The sequence below is a fragment of the Streptomyces sp. NPDC001027 genome (assembly GCF_040299045.1).
Taxonomy (GTDB): Bacteria; Actinomycetota; Actinomycetes; order Streptomycetales; family Streptomycetaceae; genus Streptomyces.
In genome coordinates, this window is sequence record NZ_JBEPBI010000010.1 from 35,654 (window position 1) to 52,187 (window position 16,534).

Sequence of the window (16,534 nt, forward strand, 5' to 3'; positions counted from 1 at the left end):
CGCCTTGATGGCCGCTCTCGTCGACGCCGTCGACCGCAGCGACCGTGAAGGCGCCGTCCTCTGCGCGCACCTCGTCGTGCGCGCTGCCGCCCCGGAGGTGGGCGAATGAAGCTGCAGAACCCGACCCGAGTCCTCGCCGTCGCGGCCGGCCTGGTCATCATCGCCCTGACCGCCACCGCGTTCTGGCTGTCGTATGCGCACCTGGCCGAGGTCGCCCTCGCCCACGGCATGCAGGGCAAGGACGTCCGCGCGTGGGCATGGCCGGCCTGCCTCGACCTGTTCATCATGGCGGGCGAGCTGATGTGGCTGCGCGCGGCGATCCTGCGGCACGTCGACTGGTGGGCGATCTGCCTGACCGCCGCCGGGTCCGGCGGATCGATCGCCCTGAACGTGGCCGGCGTCGGCGGGAACGCCGAGCTCCTCGACTACGTGGTCGCCGCCGTGCCGCCCACGGCCGCGCTCCTCGCGTTCGGCGCACTCATGAGGCAGATCCACCAGGCCCTCGCCGAGCGCGGCGAGGCCGAGCAGCCGGTCACCCTCGCCCCGATGGTCGAAGTCGCGGTCGACCGCCCCGAGGTGCCCACGGTCACCCCCGTCGAGGTGACCGCCGCCGAGCCGGTAGCGATCGAACCGCCCGAACCTGCCCCGGCGATTGAGCCGCTGGTCATCTGCGGTGACCGCCGGGTGTGGCACCCCGTATTCCCGTCCCGCGACGAGGACGACGAGGTGACCGGTCCGACGGACGACCGGTTGCCGACCGCAGCCGCGGCGAACGTGATCCGCGCGGCCTGGGTGATGGGCACCTCCGTCACCGAGACAGCACGGCAGGCCACCCGCAGCACCTCGTATGTGAAAAAGGTCTTCGCCCGCCTCGACGAGGAGCGGCAGGAAGGCGACCTCGAATTCCTCGCCGACCGGCGGCCCCCGTCCGTCGCGCTGGTGCCGGCGGTGAAGGCATGAGCGACGCCCTCGACAAGGCGGAGGCCGCCGTCCGGGAAGCCCAGACGGACACCGTCGCCGTGCAACTCGCCCTGGCCGCGGTGGAGCTCGCCAAGGCCGCCACCGTCCAGCAGCAGACCGTCCAGCCGCACGCCTGCCAGCACCAGCACAAGCCCGGTCGGTCGGCCGGCGAGTGGATCGGCATCGCTTGCGCGGTGTGCGTCGGATCCGTCGGCCTGGCGTTCGCCTCTCTCGCCCTGGCCATCCTCGGCGGCGTCGCCGCGATCGTCGCGCTGATCCTGCGGGACCTGTGGCGCGACATGCAGAAGAAGCGCTGACCTGCCTGCCCTTCCGTCCTCCGCCAGTTGTGGGCCTACGCCCACGACTGCGGGGGTGCGGTGGGGCCGGACAGCCCGGCCCGCAACCAGAGAGGAACCCCGATGAGCGACCGCATGAAGAAGCAGGCCGAGAAGGCGCGGCAGGCCGCCGACACCGTCCGCAGCCGCGGCAAGGAGACCGAGGCGCAGCGGCTGGAGGCCTACGCCGACCGCCTCGACTCCGGGAAGGTCGCCGACCGCACCGACGAGGTCAGCAGCCTCCTCGGCCGCATCCTCCGCCACCGCTGACCAGAGAGAAGAAGACCGATGGCCGATGACCTCAAGTTCAGCGACTTCACCCGCGGCGAGCAGTTGCGCATGGCCGGCCTGCTCGCCCGGATGGGGAAGCGCGGCCTCGCCGGTGACGCCGTCGACCTCTCCGATCTGAAACGCAGGGTCGAGCGCATCGAGAACCAGGCGCTGCGCCGCAAGAACAAGAGCTAGATCCGCCCCGGGGCGGCCGTCCTTCCGGCAAGTCGTCCGGCCGCCCCGGGCCCGGCCCGTAACGCGTCACGAAACCAGGAGAGACCAGCATGTCAGTGACCCTGCTGAAGGCACCGACCAGCGACACGAACACCCAGGACACCCAGCAGGAGCGGCGCCGCGCCCGGTTCCGCACCGTCGCACGGGCCGCCCTCGCCGACGACCGCGTCCGCACCGTCGGCCGCCTCGCCGTCCGCCATGCCTCCTACATGGCCGGCGGAAGCCGCGTCGTCGCCCGCCGCGCCTGGGAGAGCCGCACCGCCTCCCGATATGAGCGCATGATCCGTGCCGCCGAAGCCGCCGGCCTCCTCGACGAGGTCAAGGAGTGGGAGCAGCGCGGCCACCAGTTCCGGGCGGCCCGCCACAAGCGGCGCATGGACCTGCTGCAGCTCGCCCTCAACGCCCCGAAGGCCGTCGCCTCCGCGACCGTCGGCGCGGGCGGCGTGCTCCTCATGCTCGGCATCCTGCTGGCCTGGGCGAACCACGACGTGCACGACGTCCTCACCCCCATCGAGACGGTCGTCGACCTGGTGCGGTGGGGGGCGTTCATCGCCGGCGTCGTGTGGGATCCGCTCCTCCTCGCCGCCCCGTGGCTCGCCCTCGCCGCGGTGTGGGCCATCGGCCAGCAGCGGCACACCGCACCCCAGTGGGCGCTGCCCGCGCAGGTACGCGACCTCGGCGGGCCGGTCACGCCGTCCGTCGTCGTCACCGCGTTCCGCGACCTGGGCATCGCCGCGCTGCGCAAGTCCATCGAGGCGATGGGCGACGTCGGCGCCGCCATGCTCTCCCCGATCGTCATTGCAGGCTGCGGCGTCGAACTCGACGTGACCCTGCCCACCGGCGTGTCCACCGAGGAGATCCAGGGCAGGCGCAGGAAGCTCGCCGAGAACCTCAACCGGCACGAGCACGAGGTGTTCATCACCATCCCGGAGGCCGCCCGCACCGTGCGGCTGTGGGTCGCCGACTCCGGCGCGCTGGACGAGCCGATCGGCGCGTCCCCGCTGGTCACCGACCCTGACGTGCGCGCCGACTACAAGGCCGGCCGCGCCCCGTGGGGCCAGTCCCTGCGCGGTGACGCCGTCGCCCTCAGCCTGTACCAGCGGATGCTGCTCATCACCGGCCTGTCCAACCAGGGCAAGACCGCCTCGCTGCGGTCCCTCGCGCTGTGGCTGGCGTTCGACCCGGCCGTCAAGTTCTGGATCGGCGACCTGAAGGGCGTGGGCGACTGGCGCATGTTCGAGGGCCTGGCCGAGGTGCTCATCGAGGGCCCGACCGACGAACACGCCTGCGCCGTCACGGAGATGGTCGAGGCCGCGGTGAAGGAGATGGAGGCCCGCCTGCAGGCCCCGGCCGGGACTGTGCACGCGCCGCTCGTCGTCATCGTCGATGAGGCGCAGGTGGCGTTCATGAACCCGCTGAAGGACGACAACAAGCTGCCCTATGGCGGGAAGAAGGCCACGTCCCGCTACTTCATGGCGTGCCGGCGGCTCCACAACCAGGGCCGCGCCGTGAACGTCACCCTGTGGCAGGGCACGCAGGACCCCACCGACGAGAACCTGCCGAAGCTGGTGCGCGAGGGCGCGCACACCCGCGCGTCCCTCGTCGTCGGCACCGAGTCGCAGGCCAAGATGGCGCTCGGCGACAAGGCCGTGGACGGCGGCGCAGCACCCCATCTGCTGCGGCAGGGCCTCGACAAGGGGACGGTCGTCGTCGCCTCCGACGGCATCGACATCCCCGCAGGCGAGGCGTCCATCACCGTGCGGACGTACTTCGTCGACACCGATCCGGCGAAGGAGATCGCCGAGCGGGCGAAGCAGGCCCGCAACAGTGTGGCCACCGTCCACCAGCTGGAGACCGTGAAGGACGTCGACCCCCTCGCCGACATTCTCGCCGCCCTCGGCACCGCGCCCCGGATGCGGACGCAGGAGGTGTTGCAGCGGCTCGCCGGCCGGAACCCCGGCTACTACCGGGAGTGGAAGAACGGCGATTTGAAGGAGTTCCTGGAGGGCTTCGACGCGGAGCCCCACAAGAGCGACGGGGTGATGGTCGTCGACCGTCAGAAGGTCGTTGACGCCCTCGCCGGCCGCGCAGTGGCATAGAGGGATCGGCGAGGGGTCAGGGAGTTCTCCCTACCCGACTCCCTGCCCCGCCTCCCTCGACATGACCTGCGGATATGGCCAGTCAGGGAGGCGAGGGAGGCGCCTTGTGAGGGTCAGTCTGACCCCCGCAAACGGCCCCTCCGGCTCCCCTTCGTGGCATCCCTCCCTACCCGGTCCCGCGGCTGCTTGGCGATTCGTGGCTGCGGCCGTACAGTCCCGCCTCACGTCGTCCAACCGGACGGAAAGGAAGAGGAATGAGCGAGTCGTTTGAGGAACTGGAAGACCGGTACAGGGGCGCCCTGAACCGGGTCACCGAGTCGTACCGGGTGCTGCGGGACGCCACGGGTGACGCGAGGCCCCTCGCCCCCGGAGAGCAGCCTCCGGAACTGACGAAGGCGCAGCGCGACGCACAGACTGAGGCCATGAAGGCGTTCCAGGAGTACGTGCCCGTGCGAGACCTGTACTGGGCCACCCGGTGGGGTCGCGAGGGCAACCCGCCGAAGTCCTGACAACGCCGCGTCGGCTGGCGCACCCACGACGTCGGTACGCGCTGACACCACACAAGGCCCCCGCCACGCCCTTCGTAGGGCACGGTGGGGGCCTTTCGCATGGTCGCGGCCGACGCATACGCTCCCGCGCATGGCTGACTTCCTTCAGGTATCCACAGCGACGCCCACCCGCGACCAGGCCGTCGATCTCGCCCGCACAGCGGTTGCCGAACGGCTTGCCGCCGGCGCGCAGATCGTCGGCCCGGTCACCTCAGCGTTCTGGCACGACGGCGAGTTCGGCACCGGCGAGGAATGGCAGCTCCTGCTGAAGACCACCCGCGCCCGCTACCCCCAGCTGGAAGCCCACCTGCTGAAGCACCACCCGTGGCAGAAGCCGGAGATCGCCGCCGTCGCGATCGAAGCCGGGTCGCAGGGCTGCCTCGACTGGATCACCGCGAACACTGCTCCGGGCGAGTAGGTCACGCGCGGGACTGATCCAACACGGTCGCGACCGCGGGCAGCGCCTGGTGCTCCCGCAGCCGGCGCAGCACCGTCGCCAGCCGCTCCCGTGGCCGCACGGACGCCACCCCCGAACACAGGTCGAGCGCACGGCCCGTGACCGTCGCGGCCGCCTCGACCTCCCCCGCGGTCAGGTAGGAGTCGGCGAGCCACGACAGATACAGCGCCTTGTCCCGCGCATGCGAGTCGTCGTAGCGGGCGAGCGCCGCCTCGAGGACCGGCACCGCCCGCAGAGGGCGACGCAGCTCCGTCCAGCAGCGGCCCGCCATGATCTGCAGTTCCGTCTCGTCGACCCACGCCGCCCAATCCGGCTGCGGAGTCCCGTCGGCTTCGGCGAGCGCGTCGCGGGCCGCGTCCAGGGCACGCTCCGTCTCGTCGCCCTGGCCCGCCACCGCGGTCGCCCACGCCAGCCGCTCATGCAGCAGGGCCCGCACCCCGGGAGCGGCGTGCGGGCCGGCAGTTGCGCACGACCTGGCGGCGGTCTGCACCGCCGCCTGCCGGTCCTCGCGCAGTCCCTGGTAGGCGAGGAAGGCGAGCGCGTTCCCGGCGAGCTCGGCGTCACCGGCCTCGACCGCGGCTTTCCGGCTGGCTTCGTACAGGCCGTGCGCCTCCGCGTGCCGGCCGCCGTCGAACGCCGCCCAACCGGCCTGCTGCGCCTGCTCGGCGAGGACGGACAGCAGACCCCGGCCGGTGGCCTCGGTGTACGAACGGCCGCGCAGCAGGCCCCTGGTGGACTGGTATTCGCCGAGGTAGGTGCGGTAGGTGTCGCCGCCTCCGAGGACGTCGTCGAGGCGACGCAGGCGGGCGGTGCGCTGGCGCAGCTTCTCGGGGACGTCGCTGCCGACGCGGTTGCCCGCCGGCGGGCGGGTCAGGTCGGGCAGGCCGACGGCCAGGCTCGCCGCTGCGGAGGCTTTCAGGAACTCCCGGCGCTCCGGTCCCGTGTCCACGCTCGTCTCCTCCCACGGCCGGCGGGCGAGGCCGACCAGGTGGCCGGGGATGCGCAGCGCGTCGGCGATACGGACGACCTTCTCGAACGACGTCACCTTGCCTCGCGCTTTGGCGAGGGCCCCGACCCGTTCGGGCTTGATGCCGCACTCGGCCGCGATCATCGAGTAGCTGATGCCCGCCTCGGCGCGCGCGAGGTGGAACACGGTGCCGAAGTCGTGGGCGGCGAGCGCGGCCCGCACGTCGGCACGCTCGAGCAGCGCACGGGGCAGCGCGGTTGGCGGTTCGTGACCGGTCATGAGGTGCCTCATCGCACGGGGTGACGGCATGGTCTGACGCGAGGGTATCCCCCCGATGGGTACCCCTCGGCGGGAAGTCAGAAGCCGTAGGCGGTGGCGAAGCTGGGCTCTCAGACCCCGGCGGCCGCGGACACGGCCCCGGGCTTGGCCGACCGCTTGGAGTCGACGTGGCGAAGCCTACGCAGACCGAGGAACCCCCGACCATCCCCCGAACTACCGGCATTGGCTTCTGCGCATGGCATCAGGCCTACTCCAACACCGCGAGGCTCGTCCGGGACACGAGCGGCGCCCGCCTCTTCGCCTGCGTCTCCTGCCGCGAGGCCTACGACCTTCAGCCCGTCGCCGACCACCGGTGAACCTGGGATTCGTCCGCGCCGCGGAGATGCTGCCCGTGCCGAGGGCGGCCGGCCTCGCCCCCGAACGGGTCGACGGGAGCCGCTGCGTCTGGTGCGGGAAGGGCCCGGCCGTGGACCTGGGGCCGCGGATCAGCCCTCTCGGCGGGACGCTGCAGCGGTGGACGCCGCAGGCCTGCCATGCCTGCACCGGGCAAGAGGCCGCCCGCGTGTACGCCCTGCACGTCAAGACGTGCGCCCGCTGCTCGCACAACGACTACTGCCCCGACAGCGCGGCCCTGTACAGGCTCTCCCTGCCCCGACAGCAGGCTCCGCTCACGAGCTCCCCGCCCGGCCGGTGAATCCCGCGAAGAACCCCGGCCCCGGGCGGTGCCATCCCCATCCGCAACCAGCGAAGGAGAGAACGTGACCATACCGCCGGGACCCATGCCCGACCCGGGGCCCATGCCCGCGCTCGCCCGCATGCTCATCAGCGACGAGGAGTTCGCCGGCTGCCGCGCGACCGTGATGGACGGCAACCCGGACATGGCCGCAGAGATGGCCGGCCGGATCGTCGAGGAGGGCCTCAAGTTCGTGGCCGCCTGCTCCGCCAATCCGGGCGTCGGCCTTGCCCCGTCGCGGATCGTGGACGAGGGCTGGCACGCCCTCATCCTGCACACCGCCGTGTACGCGGAGCTGTGTCAGCGGCTCGGCGGCGCCTTCGTCCACCACTATCCGGGGTGGGATCCGACGAACTATGACCCGCCGATCCTGGACCGGACCCGCGAGAAGATCGGCGAACTCGGGTGGGAGGCCGACCCGCAGTTGTGGGGTCCGCCGTCCGACGAGACTCTCGTTTCGGTGGCGGCGAAGTGCCAGCACTCACCTGACTGCACCATCGTCATCACACCGAAGCCGAAGCCGGGCGGTGTGGTCTAGCCTCCCTGCTGAAGGGAGGCCGCATGTCCGAGTGGATTGACCCGAGGTACGCGGAAGTGGTGGCGGCGTGGAAGCGCGCACAGCAGCCCCGGTCCCGTGACCCGCAGCCGCAACCGAAGCGGGCGTTCATCGTCCCGCCCAAGGACTGAGGCAACACCAGCGGCCCGCCTGCCTCGCACCCCAGGCGTCATGGGGGTGGGCGGGATCCTGGCCCCGGTCGGAGCACGTCCCGGCCGGGGCCGCACCGCACCCGGGCTTGCGCATCACCCGCGAGCTGGACGTGTGTCTCACACGTCCAGCCTTCTGACCAGTGCTTTCGCTCGATGCGCGAAAGGGTCCTCACTGGTGAGGACCCCTGGCGGCGACCAGCGCGGCCGTTACGACCGTGGGGGTCGGGACTGACGCGCACCCCTGGCTACAGGTGCTTGCCGTCCGCGATGTACCTCTCCAGGAGCTCGACGCCCAGCCGGCGCGGGAACCGCGGCTCCGCCCACCTGTGGCCTTCCGGGCAGGTCATGTACGAAGCGGTCTCGCTGCGGTCGTTGCCGTCGATCGCGACCACGAGATCGTCGGCCGCCTCGCACTGCGGGCAGGCGATCAGGTCGAGGCCCTTCAGTACCCGGCAGGGCAGCGGATAGTCGGCTGTCAGCCCTTCGGCCAGGCCCACGCTGGTGCGCCTCTTCGGTGTCGACCGCCAGGCACGGCGGCGCAGTCGCTGGCCCATCAGCGCCTCCTGCTGTTGTCGAGCTTCCGCAAGGCTTCCTTGATGTCGTCGGCCATGCCCGTCGCGAAGCGGCGCCGTTCCAAGGGACTCGGCAGGGTGGCACTGTTCACGGTCATGTTGAGCGTCACTTGAACCCCACCCGCAGCCATCGACTGGAGCCCAGATTGCACAAGGCTGCGGAACGCTTCGTGCTCCTCCGCCGTGAGGACGGCTTCGGGCTTGCGCGTCTTGTTGATCGCGAGCGTTGCGCCCGGCTGCAACAGGCCGCCGCTGTCGTACTTCGCGGCCGGCGCGAAACCCCACCTCGAGGTGAAGAGGGGGTCGTTGTAGCCGCGGGCACCCCGGCCGATGACGATGCCGTCGCCGCCCCGCGACTCCACATTCACCCCGGCCAGCGTGCCAGCCGTGTGCCCCACCCCGGCGTTCGTGACCCCGATCATGAACGGGCTGTTCAGGTTCCGCACCCAACCCGCCGGGCCCGAGTTCCCGACGAACGAACCCGTCGCCCACCGGCGGTGCGGACGCTCCCCCCGGATCACCGACTCGATAGCGGAGACCAGACCCGAGCAGTCGAAGCTAGGGTTCCCGTCCCCACCCCACTGATACGGCTTGCCATCCTGCGTCCGCGCCCAGGCCAGCGCCTTCTGAACCGCCGGGCCGCCCTTCGCCTTCTTGTCCTCTCCCCCCAGGAAACTCAGCATCGAATCCAGCGCCTTGCTGGACAGACCCTTCATCAGGGAGCCGACACCGCCAGCCGGAATCCGGCCGATCAGCGGACCCACAAGCGCTGAGATCGCCTTCCGGGCCGCCGCCTGCAGACCACCCACGACGAGATCCTTCGCCCACGAAGCGGCCGACGAGACTGCGCCGCCGATCGCCGACGTCACCTTCCCGATGATCCCGCCGTCCGCATAGCCAGGCACCGCCTGGTGCTGCTTGCGCTCCTGCTGCGGCGTCGGGTTCCCGCCCGTCTTCGCCGGCCGGTCCGTACCGAGCATGGCGTCAATGCCCCGATGCCCGCCGAGCTTGGCGACCTGCTCCGTCGACAGGATCCGCTCGCCCGGCGTGAGCATCGCCGGCACGGTGTCCCGGCTTCCGCTACCCGGTACGACACCACCGGAGTTGAAGCCCAGCGAGATCGCGGGCAGCGTCAGCTTCGACGAGACTTTCCCGGCGACGGTGTTCCACATCTTGCGGATGCCGTTGTTGTAGACGTGATCCACCACCCACTTCACGGGGGTGCCGATCTTCGACTTGATGCCGTCCCAGACGACGCCGATCCCCGTCTTCAGCAGGGAGAACGCGTTCGTCATGTTCGTCTTGAACGCGGCGATCTTCCCGTTGATCGTCGTGATGATCGATGCGACCTTCGACGACAGGCCGGTCCACATCCCGTTCCACGTGTTCGACAGCGACGTCTTCAACGAGTTGAAGCCCGACTTCAAACTCGCCCACGCGTTGGACGTCGCCGTCCGCAGGCCCGACCAGAAGCTGTTCCAGCGGGACGTCAGCGACGACCAGATGCTGTTCCACAGGTTGACCAGCCACGTCTTCAGCGCGGTGTAGATCTCTTTCGTCTTCGTCCACAACTGCGTGAACCAGCCGACGATCGAGTGGACGAGATCCGGGATGATGCTGTGCCCGACCAGCACGTCGTAGAGGCGCTGGAACGGCTGAATCAGATACTCCTTGATCCAGTCCCACGTTCCGGCGAAGAAGCCCTTCACGGCCTCCCACACGCCCGTGACGACGTTGCGGAACGTCTCACTCTCATGCCAGGCGTAAGCGAACGCGCCCGCCAGACCGACGACCGCGAGAGCGATCAAAGTGATGGGGTTCGCCGCCATGACCGCCGTGAGCAGAGCCTGAGCCGCCGCCAGCGCCTTCGTCGCGAGAGACCACAGCTTCACCGCCGCAACGATGGCGAGGATGCCCGTAGCCAGAGCCCCGAACGCGGCGTGGTGATCCCGCACAAAGCCGAAGAAGTCCATCAGCGGACCCCTGAGCGCGCCGGCAATCCCCGCGATCTTGTCGGCGAACGGGGCGATGATCGGCACCAGCGCCTCGAGCGCGGCACCGAACACACCGGTCACGAGGGACGAGATCTCGTGGAACATGCGGAAGATGCGGGTCAGGCCGTCCTGCATTTCCGGCAGGCCAGTGACCCGCCGCATCTCCTTGAACGCGGCGCCCAGGTTCGTGAGCGCATCGCCGCCGCCGACCGACGCAGCGTGGAGGACGTTCTTCAGGGTGCCGAACACGTCGCCGACGAGGCGCCCGAACTTCTTGACGACCGCGACCCCGTGGTTGATGGCGGCCTCGAGGCGGCCATCTTGGAACGCGGCGGTCAGCCTGTCGGAGATGCGGGTCGCGGCGTTCGCGCCCGCCGTGCTGATCCGTGCGAACGCAGGCGAGGCGGCGATGCCCAGCTGCACGAAGGCCTGCCCGAGCTGTCCGGGAATCTTCTGCAGCGGCCTCATGCCGTTGTTGAAGCCGTCGAACACCCGCTTCAGCAGGCCCTGGTCGGCGAGCCGGGTGAAGGTGTCCGCGAGGCCGCGGCCCATCCCGTTCAGGATGTCCGCCATCCCGCCGAGACCGGACTTCAGAGCGGGCAGCGCCGCGGTTCCCAAGCGGGCGACGGAGTCGCCGAGCCCACGGAACAAACGATCCTGGACCTGCATCCGCAGCGCGGAGAAGCCGGGCCCGAGAGCGCGGATGGAGGTGACGAAGTCGCGGGCGTTCGGCGAAAGCTTCGCCATGGCCTCCGCGTACTTGTCGGCCTGCGCTGCACCCTTGGCCATCGAGTCGTTCACGGACCGTTGGGCGTCCGCGACGGCTTCCTGTGCGGCCCTCACCTGGCGGGCCGCTGCCACCTGAGCGTCGGCTACACCCCGCTGCGCCTGCGCGAGCTTCTCCTGTGCGTCGCGGACGGACTCGGCGCCGTCCTTCGCGGCCTTCGCCGCCTCCGCCTGGGCGTCGCGCACGTCGCGGGTGCGGTCGCCGACGGTGCGCTGCGCGTCCGCCACCTTCGCCTGCGCGGCCGTGACCGTGTCGGAGCCCTCGACGCCGGCCTTGTTCGCCGCGGCAGTCTGCTCGGTGAGCCGGGCCGTTTCGGTCTGCTGCTCCCGCAGCCGCTGAACGGCCTTGTCGTAGCCGAGCTGCGCCTCCTCGATGTCGGAGGCGGACGCTGCGGCGCCCTTGGCCTTGACCGCGACAAGGTCCTTCTCCGCGTCCTGCAGATCGAGGACGGCCTGACGCTGGTCAAGCTGCGCGTCGACCAGCCGGTTGTTCAAATCCTCGAGCTGCTGCGCGGCTTCCCGGCGGGCCTCGGTCAGGTCGAGTTCGGCCTGCTTCGCGTCCCTCGCTGCGTCGGTCAGGTTGCGTTCGGCGTCGGCGACTCGGCGTAGCGCGGCCTGCCGGTCGGCGGCGGCCTTCACCTCGGCGTCACGGACGTCCTCGGCCGCTTCCTTCACCCGGCCCTGCGCGTCGGCGATCTGCCGGGCCGCATCGGTCTGGGCTTCCTTCAGGGAGCGCGTGGCCCGCATGACGTTCAGCTGCGCGGCGGCGACCGCACGCGCGGCAGCGGCGGCCGACGCGCCGCTCTGCCCGCTCTTCTGGCCCGCGGCCCGGAAGGCGTCACCAACCCCGTGCAGGCCCACGGCGAGGGTCGCCACGGCCGTGACGAGACCGCCCAGGGCAGGCACGGCGAGGGCGGCGGCCGGCCCCATCTGAACGATGCTGCTGCCCAGCGAGGCGACCGCGGGCAGGGCGGAGAGAGCGGCGGCGGCGAGGCCGGCGAACCGGGAGGACAGCAGGCCGGCGGAACTCCCTGCGCTGCCTACGCCGGTGAGGAAGGTGAGGGCGGATCGGTCGACGTCGACGTCTACGCGCACGGTCCGCCGGCGGGTCAGGACGGCGAGGTCGTCGGCTGCGACGCGGGTGTCTGCGTCCGCGACGACGCGGGCGGTGCGGCGGCGGGTGAGGAGCGCGAGGTCGTTCGCGGCGACCCTTGTGTCCATCGACGCGCGGATGTTGACGTACCGGTCGGCGGTGAGCCGGTCGAGTTTGTTCTGTGCGATGCGATAGGCGGACTCGGAGATCTTCGGGTTGATCGTGGCTTCGATGTCCCGCAGCCGGAGCCGTGTCAGGGCGGACTCGTCGACCTTCAGCTTGATGCCGAGGGTGCGGTCCCGCAGGAAGCGGTCGAGGCGCGTGGTCGCGTCCCGGTCGTCTAGCTTGAGCTGTACGCCGACCTGGTTGCGCTTCGACTTGAGCCGGTCCATGGCGCGGTCGTAGGCGCTCTCATCTGCAGTTACTTCGACGAAGCCCTCTGCGATGCGAAATGAGCCGGCCACTACGCCACCGCCTGGCGGTCGTCGGCGAGGAAGCGGTCAAGGGGGAGACCGAGGGCGTCGGCGATAGCGTCCGCGACAGGGATCGGCGGGACGGCCTGGCCGCGCTCGTAGGCGTAGATCGACCAGCAGGAGCGGCCGATGCGGTCGGCGACGTCGTGGACGGAGAGGCCGGCGAGACGGCGCTGATCACGCAGGCGTGGGCCGGAGAAGGTGCGCGGCACAGGAAACCCCTGGGGGCGTGAAGGATCGCGGAGCGGACGTCACGCGGGCCCGAGCTGGCCCGCTCCTCGTGCTCGGCGTCGCATCCTGCGTTGGCCTCGCGGCGGTACCTGCCGCTCCTTCGCCCGCCATGCACCGTGCCTGCGTCCCCGGGAGCATCACGCTCGGACAGCCATCACGGCTGCTGGACCTCGGCCCGGCTTTCTCGGTCGTCCTACTGGAAGGATACTCCAATGAACCTTTGAATCGAAGATAGAGAATGCATCGAGCCGATGATTCAAAGCCTGTGGAGGTATCCGGGTATGTCACAGACCATGTCGCCCCGATGGGCGCCCCTGCCGCATGGGCTGGGTGCGATGGTGCGCAGCGCACGGCTGCGGGCAGGCCTGTCCCGGGAGCGCCTCGCCAAGGTGTTGCACGTGTCGGAGGGGTGCGTGCAGGCGATCGAGGGCGAGCGGCGGCCGCCGTCCGTCGAGGTCGCCGAACGACTCTCCGCTGCACTGCATCTGGACCCGTGGGAGGAGGCTGTCCTCCTGGCCGTGGCGGTCGACGCTGGCCGGCTCCGCAGCCGGGCGGGTGTGCGGCACATTCACCGGCGAGGGACGCCCGTACCGCCGGAAGTCGTGGACCGTATCGCGCTCGAGCGGACGGCTGGCCGTAGTTGGCGGTCCATCGCCGCCGGGCTGAACGCCAGGGGGACGCCGACCATGCAAGGCGGCGCGTGGTGGGCGTCGAGCGTGAGCAGGGCCGCGGCTGTCAGTGGCGGCTCGTAGCCTGCTGATATCACTGTTCACCGTCTGCTGGCTGCACACGCTGAACACTCCGATGCCCCGCCCGATGGACAGCGCCAACGGCGGGGCATCGTTCGTGCGGCCGATCAGGCGAGCCAGCGCCTCCGGGCCAACTCCTCTTCCTCCTCCCCCGAGAGCAGCCTCAAGGTTCCGTGCGTGTTGAGCAGCGCGGCCGGCACGCACCACTCGCGGTACGTGCTCCCTTCCTGCACGAGTTCGTAGTCAGCGAGATCGAGACCGGACGGGAGCGTCACCGCGAGGACGTCCTCGCCCTTGGCCCCCTCGTTCACGCCGACCGGCATGTCGGCGAGGAACACGCCGCGCAGCGTGAGACTGGCGAACATGTAGCCGCCCTCTCCGTCGCGGAAGCCTTCCCGGAGGATCGCCTCGGCCGCGTCCGTGGTGTGGAAGTAGGTGGATGTCGCCACGCCTCGCACATCGCAGCCGAGGGCGGCGGCGGCCGTCGAGACCTTCAGGAAGTACGCGGCGTGTTTCTCCTCGGCGTCGGCTGCGAGCCGGTAGCGGCGGCCCGGGAAGACCTCGACGTAGTCGGCGACGCCTTCCCGGGCGAGCTTCAGCAGGACTGCCCGGACGGTGCGGGCGGCGGTGTTCGGTGTGCGGGCCTGGACGTCGCGGGCGCTGAGCCACTGGCGGCGGGCGCGGCGCAGGGCGTTGACGATCTCGATTTCCTGCGCGGAGATCTGAGTCGGCATGGTGACTCCTGTGTGCATGGGGAATGTGACGCTGCACGACTCAGTTGTGGGACGCCCGTCCCGTGCAGCGCCTTTCCGCGCCATGCCATGCCTGAGCTGTCAGCCAGACTACCGGAGGCCGCTCCAGCTACAGCCCTGTCCCGGTAACGGGGTTGTCCTCCCACTTGTCGGAGTCTTCGAAGTAGCCGAGCAACGCCCGTGAGCCGTCGGCCCATCCGCCGTGCCGGCCGATCCGCACGAGGTCGTGACCGGCCTTGCGGGCGGCGGTGGCGAATCCTCGGCGCAGGCTGTGCCCCGACCACTGCCCTTCGAGGCCTGCCGCCTCGGCTGCGCGCTCGACGACCTGCGAGGCGGCCTGAGCGGTGAGCCGGCCGGACGGGTCGCCAATCGGCAGCCCGCGACGGAACATCGGCGGCGCCATACGGCCATGCCTGTCGACGCGGACGAACAACGGGCCCTCGGTCCGGCCGACTTCCGCGAGGGCTTCCCGTAGGCCGCGGACGGCGCGCACGGGACAGGTCGCCGGGTTGGAGCCGAACGGCACGGCGGTGTCCGTGAATGCCTTGATCTTGCGCCGGTAGACGGACGCCTCGATGCCCTGCTCGGTCTCGGGGGCATCGGCCAGGTCGAGGGCGACCAGCTCGGACACGCGCGCTGCGGTGGCGTACCCGAGGAGCAGCAGGGCGGCGTCCCGCTTCCCGATGAGCGTGTCGCGGTCGAGGGTGGCGAGCATCGTCCGGAGCGCCGTCGGTACGGCCGGCTGCGCCTTGCGAGGCTTGGCGGCGGGGTCCTTGGAGCGGGCGAGCCGGTCACGGTACCCGCGCAGGACCATGCGGGCGCCCTTGGTGCTGGGCGGGGTGAGGTTGGCGGCGGAGTGCGCGGTGCGGATCGCGGCGACGGCCCGCTCGATCGAGCTGGGCGAGTACGGCCGCCCGGTCCTCGGCCGCGGGATGGTCGTGAGCGCGGTGACGTACTCGACGACAGTCTCGGGTGCGGCCGGCAGTGGGGCGTGTCCCGTCGCGGCGCACCAGCCGGTGAACTCTTCCCAGTCGGCTGAGTAGGCGCGGCGAGTGGAGTCGGCAGTGCCGGCGGCGAGAGCTTCGCGAGCGGCAGCGGACAGGGGCGGGGTGAGGTTCGAGACGGCCGACAGCGGGGTGTAGGGCCGTGCCTCGATCTCCCAACTCTGGCTCATAAGAACGAACATTATCGTGAGTCAGAAGCCGTTGGGGCTCACCCGGTTGGGCTGTAGCGGATCCGTTACGGCTACGCGTGACAGGCTTTCGGCTTGCGAGTAGCGTTACGGCTATGAGTGACGGTATGAGTCCGGTCGTCTGCCCGATGTGCGACGGCGAGATCGCCGGCCCCGGGTTCCTCGTCGAGGCCGCACGGTCCAAAGGGCGCCGCCGCTGGGGTGTACGAGAGCTGATCTGCGAACCCTGCTATCGACGCGGCTTCTCCACCACCGAGGACGGGCGGATCGTGTCCACCGCCTTCACCGAGCGGCAGCGGGACCGGTTCGAGTGGTACAGCCTCGCCGGCCGCGGGACCGAGCAGCCGGCAGAACCGTGCGCGGCGTGCGGCCGTCAGGTCGTCCGCAACTCCGACCCGCTACTGAAGAGGGTGACATGCTCACACTCGTGCAGCACGTCTCTCACGCGCACCCGTAACGGCAACAACGGGAGCGGCCAGCCGTGCGAGACATGCGGCACGACCGTCACGACCGGGCGGGCGGACTCCCGGTACTGCTCGGCGGCGTGCCGTCAGAAGGCGTACCGGCAACGCGCGTCGACCGGGGCCGCCGCCGCCCGCCCGCTGCTCGATGCCCGCGGCCGACGGATGCCGCAGCGGTCCCAGCTCAAGGCGCTGTCCGGCGGCATGGCGCACCTGGGCGGCCTCTGTGAGGCGTTCACACGGACCGGGTCCGTCGAGGGCACTGCCGACTCCGCTGAGGTGGATCAGTGGAGCGGCGATCTGGCCGAGGCGCGGGAGGTGGTCGAGGTGCTGCGGCAGAAGTTCCGCGACCGGTCGGGCGCGGCTGATGTCCCGGTCAACTCCGAGCCCATCCCGGTGCGCCCGGTGCAGCGAAAGAATGTGGCTGCGGGTGTGGCTGGTCTGTCGGGCCTCTGCGCTGGCCTGTCGGGTGTAGGAGAGCTGGGGGCGGAGGTGACGCCGGAGCTGGCCGCACAGTGGCAGGAGCAGGCAGCCGAGGCACTGGCGGGCATCGACCACATCGTGAACGTGCTGGACACGCACTCTCACGAGTAGCCGTAACGCGACTGTGCCCGACAGTCATGGTGACAGTCGGGCACAAA

The 16,534-nt window shown here is 70.7% G+C and carries 18 protein-coding genes; 12 read left to right on the forward strand and 6 right to left on the reverse strand.

Annotated elements, in window-relative coordinates; genetic code table 11:
• Positions 1-105 precede the first annotated feature (105 nt).
• The 7 genes from ABT300_RS05510 to cutA all read left to right on the forward strand — a co-directional run bounded on the left by ABT300_RS05510 (position 106) and on the right by cutA (position 4,864).
• Positions 106-960 carry a DUF2637 domain-containing protein gene (locus ABT300_RS05510; RefSeq protein ID WP_351672410.1) on the forward strand — a complete coding sequence of 285 codons (855 nt, stop codon included), beginning with the start codon at positions 106-108 and terminating at the stop codon, positions 958-960.
• The gene (locus ABT300_RS05515; protein WP_351672411.1) at positions 957-1,277 is read left to right on the forward strand and encodes a hypothetical protein; all 321 of its coding nucleotides are present in this window, start codon (positions 957-959) and stop codon (positions 1,275-1,277) included. Before ABT300_RS05510 ends, ABT300_RS05515 begins: the two co-directional genes overlap by 4 nt.
• A gap of 102 nt (positions 1,278-1,379) precedes the next feature.
• Positions 1,380-1,565, forward strand: a complete 186-nt coding sequence (locus ABT300_RS05520; protein ID WP_351672413.1) for a hypothetical protein — start codon at positions 1,380-1,382, stop codon at positions 1,563-1,565.
• Positions 1,566-1,583: 18 nt separating this feature from the next.
• Entirely contained in the window at positions 1,584-1,760 is a 177-nt protein-coding gene (locus ABT300_RS05525) for a DUF6257 family protein (RefSeq protein ID WP_351672415.1), read from the forward strand.
• An 89-nt stretch (positions 1,761-1,849) separates the two neighbouring features.
• Entirely contained in the window at positions 1,850-3,898 is a 2,049-nt protein-coding gene (locus ABT300_RS05530) for a P-loop NTPase family protein (RefSeq protein ID WP_351672417.1), read from the forward strand.
• A 254-nt stretch (positions 3,899-4,152) separates the two neighbouring features.
• The gene (locus tag ABT300_RS05535) at positions 4,153-4,407 is read left to right on the forward strand and encodes a hypothetical protein (protein ID WP_351672419.1); all 255 of its coding nucleotides are present in this window, start codon (positions 4,153-4,155) and stop codon (positions 4,405-4,407) included.
• Positions 4,408-4,537: 130 nt separating this feature from the next.
• Positions 4,538-4,864 (forward strand): divalent-cation tolerance protein CutA, encoded by a 327-nt coding sequence (cutA, locus tag ABT300_RS05540; RefSeq protein ID WP_351672421.1) that lies wholly within the window; start codon positions 4,538-4,540, stop codon positions 4,862-4,864.
• A 1-nt stretch (position 4,865) separates the two neighbouring features.
• Here cutA and ABT300_RS05545 read toward each other — a convergent pair whose 3' ends face one another.
• Positions 4,866-6,149: an NsdA family TPR-like regulatory protein gene (locus tag ABT300_RS05545; protein ID WP_351672423.1), complete on the reverse strand. Its 1,284-nt coding sequence runs from the start codon at positions 6,147-6,149 to the stop codon at positions 4,866-4,868.
• Positions 6,150-6,501: 352 nt separating this feature from the next.
• Between ABT300_RS05545 and ABT300_RS05550 the strand changes: the two genes are divergently transcribed.
• From ABT300_RS05550 to ABT300_RS05560, 3 genes are all read left to right on the forward strand, one after another.
• On the forward strand, positions 6,502-6,843 hold the full coding sequence (locus ABT300_RS05550) for a hypothetical protein (protein WP_351672425.1): 342 nt from the start codon (positions 6,502-6,504) through the stop codon (positions 6,841-6,843).
• A 103-nt stretch (positions 6,844-6,946) separates the two neighbouring features.
• A complete protein-coding gene (locus tag ABT300_RS05555; RefSeq protein ID WP_351672528.1) occupies positions 6,947-7,420 on the forward strand; it encodes a glycine-rich domain-containing protein in 474 nt (157 codons plus the stop codon).
• A gap of 23 nt (positions 7,421-7,443) precedes the next feature.
• Positions 7,444-7,569: a hypothetical protein gene (locus ABT300_RS05560; RefSeq protein WP_351672427.1), complete on the forward strand. Its 126-nt coding sequence runs from the start codon at positions 7,444-7,446 to the stop codon at positions 7,567-7,569.
• A gap of 266 nt (positions 7,570-7,835) precedes the next feature.
• Here the strand turns inward: ABT300_RS05560 and ABT300_RS05565 are convergent, their stop codons facing one another.
• From ABT300_RS05565 to ABT300_RS05575, 3 genes are all read right to left on the reverse strand, one after another.
• The gene (locus tag ABT300_RS05565) at positions 7,836-8,144 is read right to left on the reverse strand and encodes a hypothetical protein (protein ID WP_351672429.1); all 309 of its coding nucleotides are present in this window, start codon (positions 8,142-8,144) and stop codon (positions 7,836-7,838) included.
• Complete coding sequence (locus tag ABT300_RS05570) at positions 8,144-12,037, reverse strand: hypothetical protein (RefSeq protein ID WP_351672431.1); 3,894 nt, start codon at positions 12,035-12,037, stop codon at positions 8,144-8,146. The genes ABT300_RS05565 and ABT300_RS05570 overlap by 1 nt, the downstream gene beginning before the upstream one ends.
• A gap of 461 nt (positions 12,038-12,498) precedes the next feature.
• Complete coding sequence (locus tag ABT300_RS05575) at positions 12,499-12,720, reverse strand: helix-turn-helix domain-containing protein (protein ID WP_351672433.1); 222 nt, start codon at positions 12,718-12,720, stop codon at positions 12,499-12,501.
• A gap of 300 nt (positions 12,721-13,020) precedes the next feature.
• On the opposite strand from ABT300_RS05575, the gene ABT300_RS05580 reads away from it, so the two are divergent.
• Positions 13,021-13,491 carry a helix-turn-helix domain-containing protein gene (locus tag ABT300_RS05580; RefSeq protein WP_351672435.1) on the forward strand — a complete coding sequence of 157 codons (471 nt, stop codon included), beginning with the start codon at positions 13,021-13,023 and terminating at the stop codon, positions 13,489-13,491.
• A gap of 104 nt (positions 13,492-13,595) precedes the next feature.
• Here ABT300_RS05580 and ABT300_RS05585 read toward each other — a convergent pair whose 3' ends face one another.
• Together ABT300_RS05585 and ABT300_RS05590 are read right to left on the reverse strand one after the other, a co-directional pair.
• Positions 13,596-14,222, reverse strand: a complete 627-nt coding sequence (locus ABT300_RS05585; protein WP_351672437.1) for a hypothetical protein — start codon at positions 14,220-14,222, stop codon at positions 13,596-13,598.
• A 127-nt stretch (positions 14,223-14,349) separates the two neighbouring features.
• A complete protein-coding gene (locus ABT300_RS05590; RefSeq protein WP_351672438.1) occupies positions 14,350-15,414 on the reverse strand; it encodes a site-specific integrase in 1,065 nt (354 codons plus the stop codon).
• A 113-nt stretch (positions 15,415-15,527) separates the two neighbouring features.
• Here ABT300_RS05590 and ABT300_RS05595 point away from each other — a divergent pair, with 113 nt between their 5' ends.
• Complete coding sequence (locus ABT300_RS05595; protein ID WP_351672440.1) at positions 15,528-16,487, forward strand: hypothetical protein; 960 nt, start codon at positions 15,528-15,530, stop codon at positions 16,485-16,487.
• The last annotated feature ends 47 nt before the right edge of the window (positions 16,488-16,534 follow it).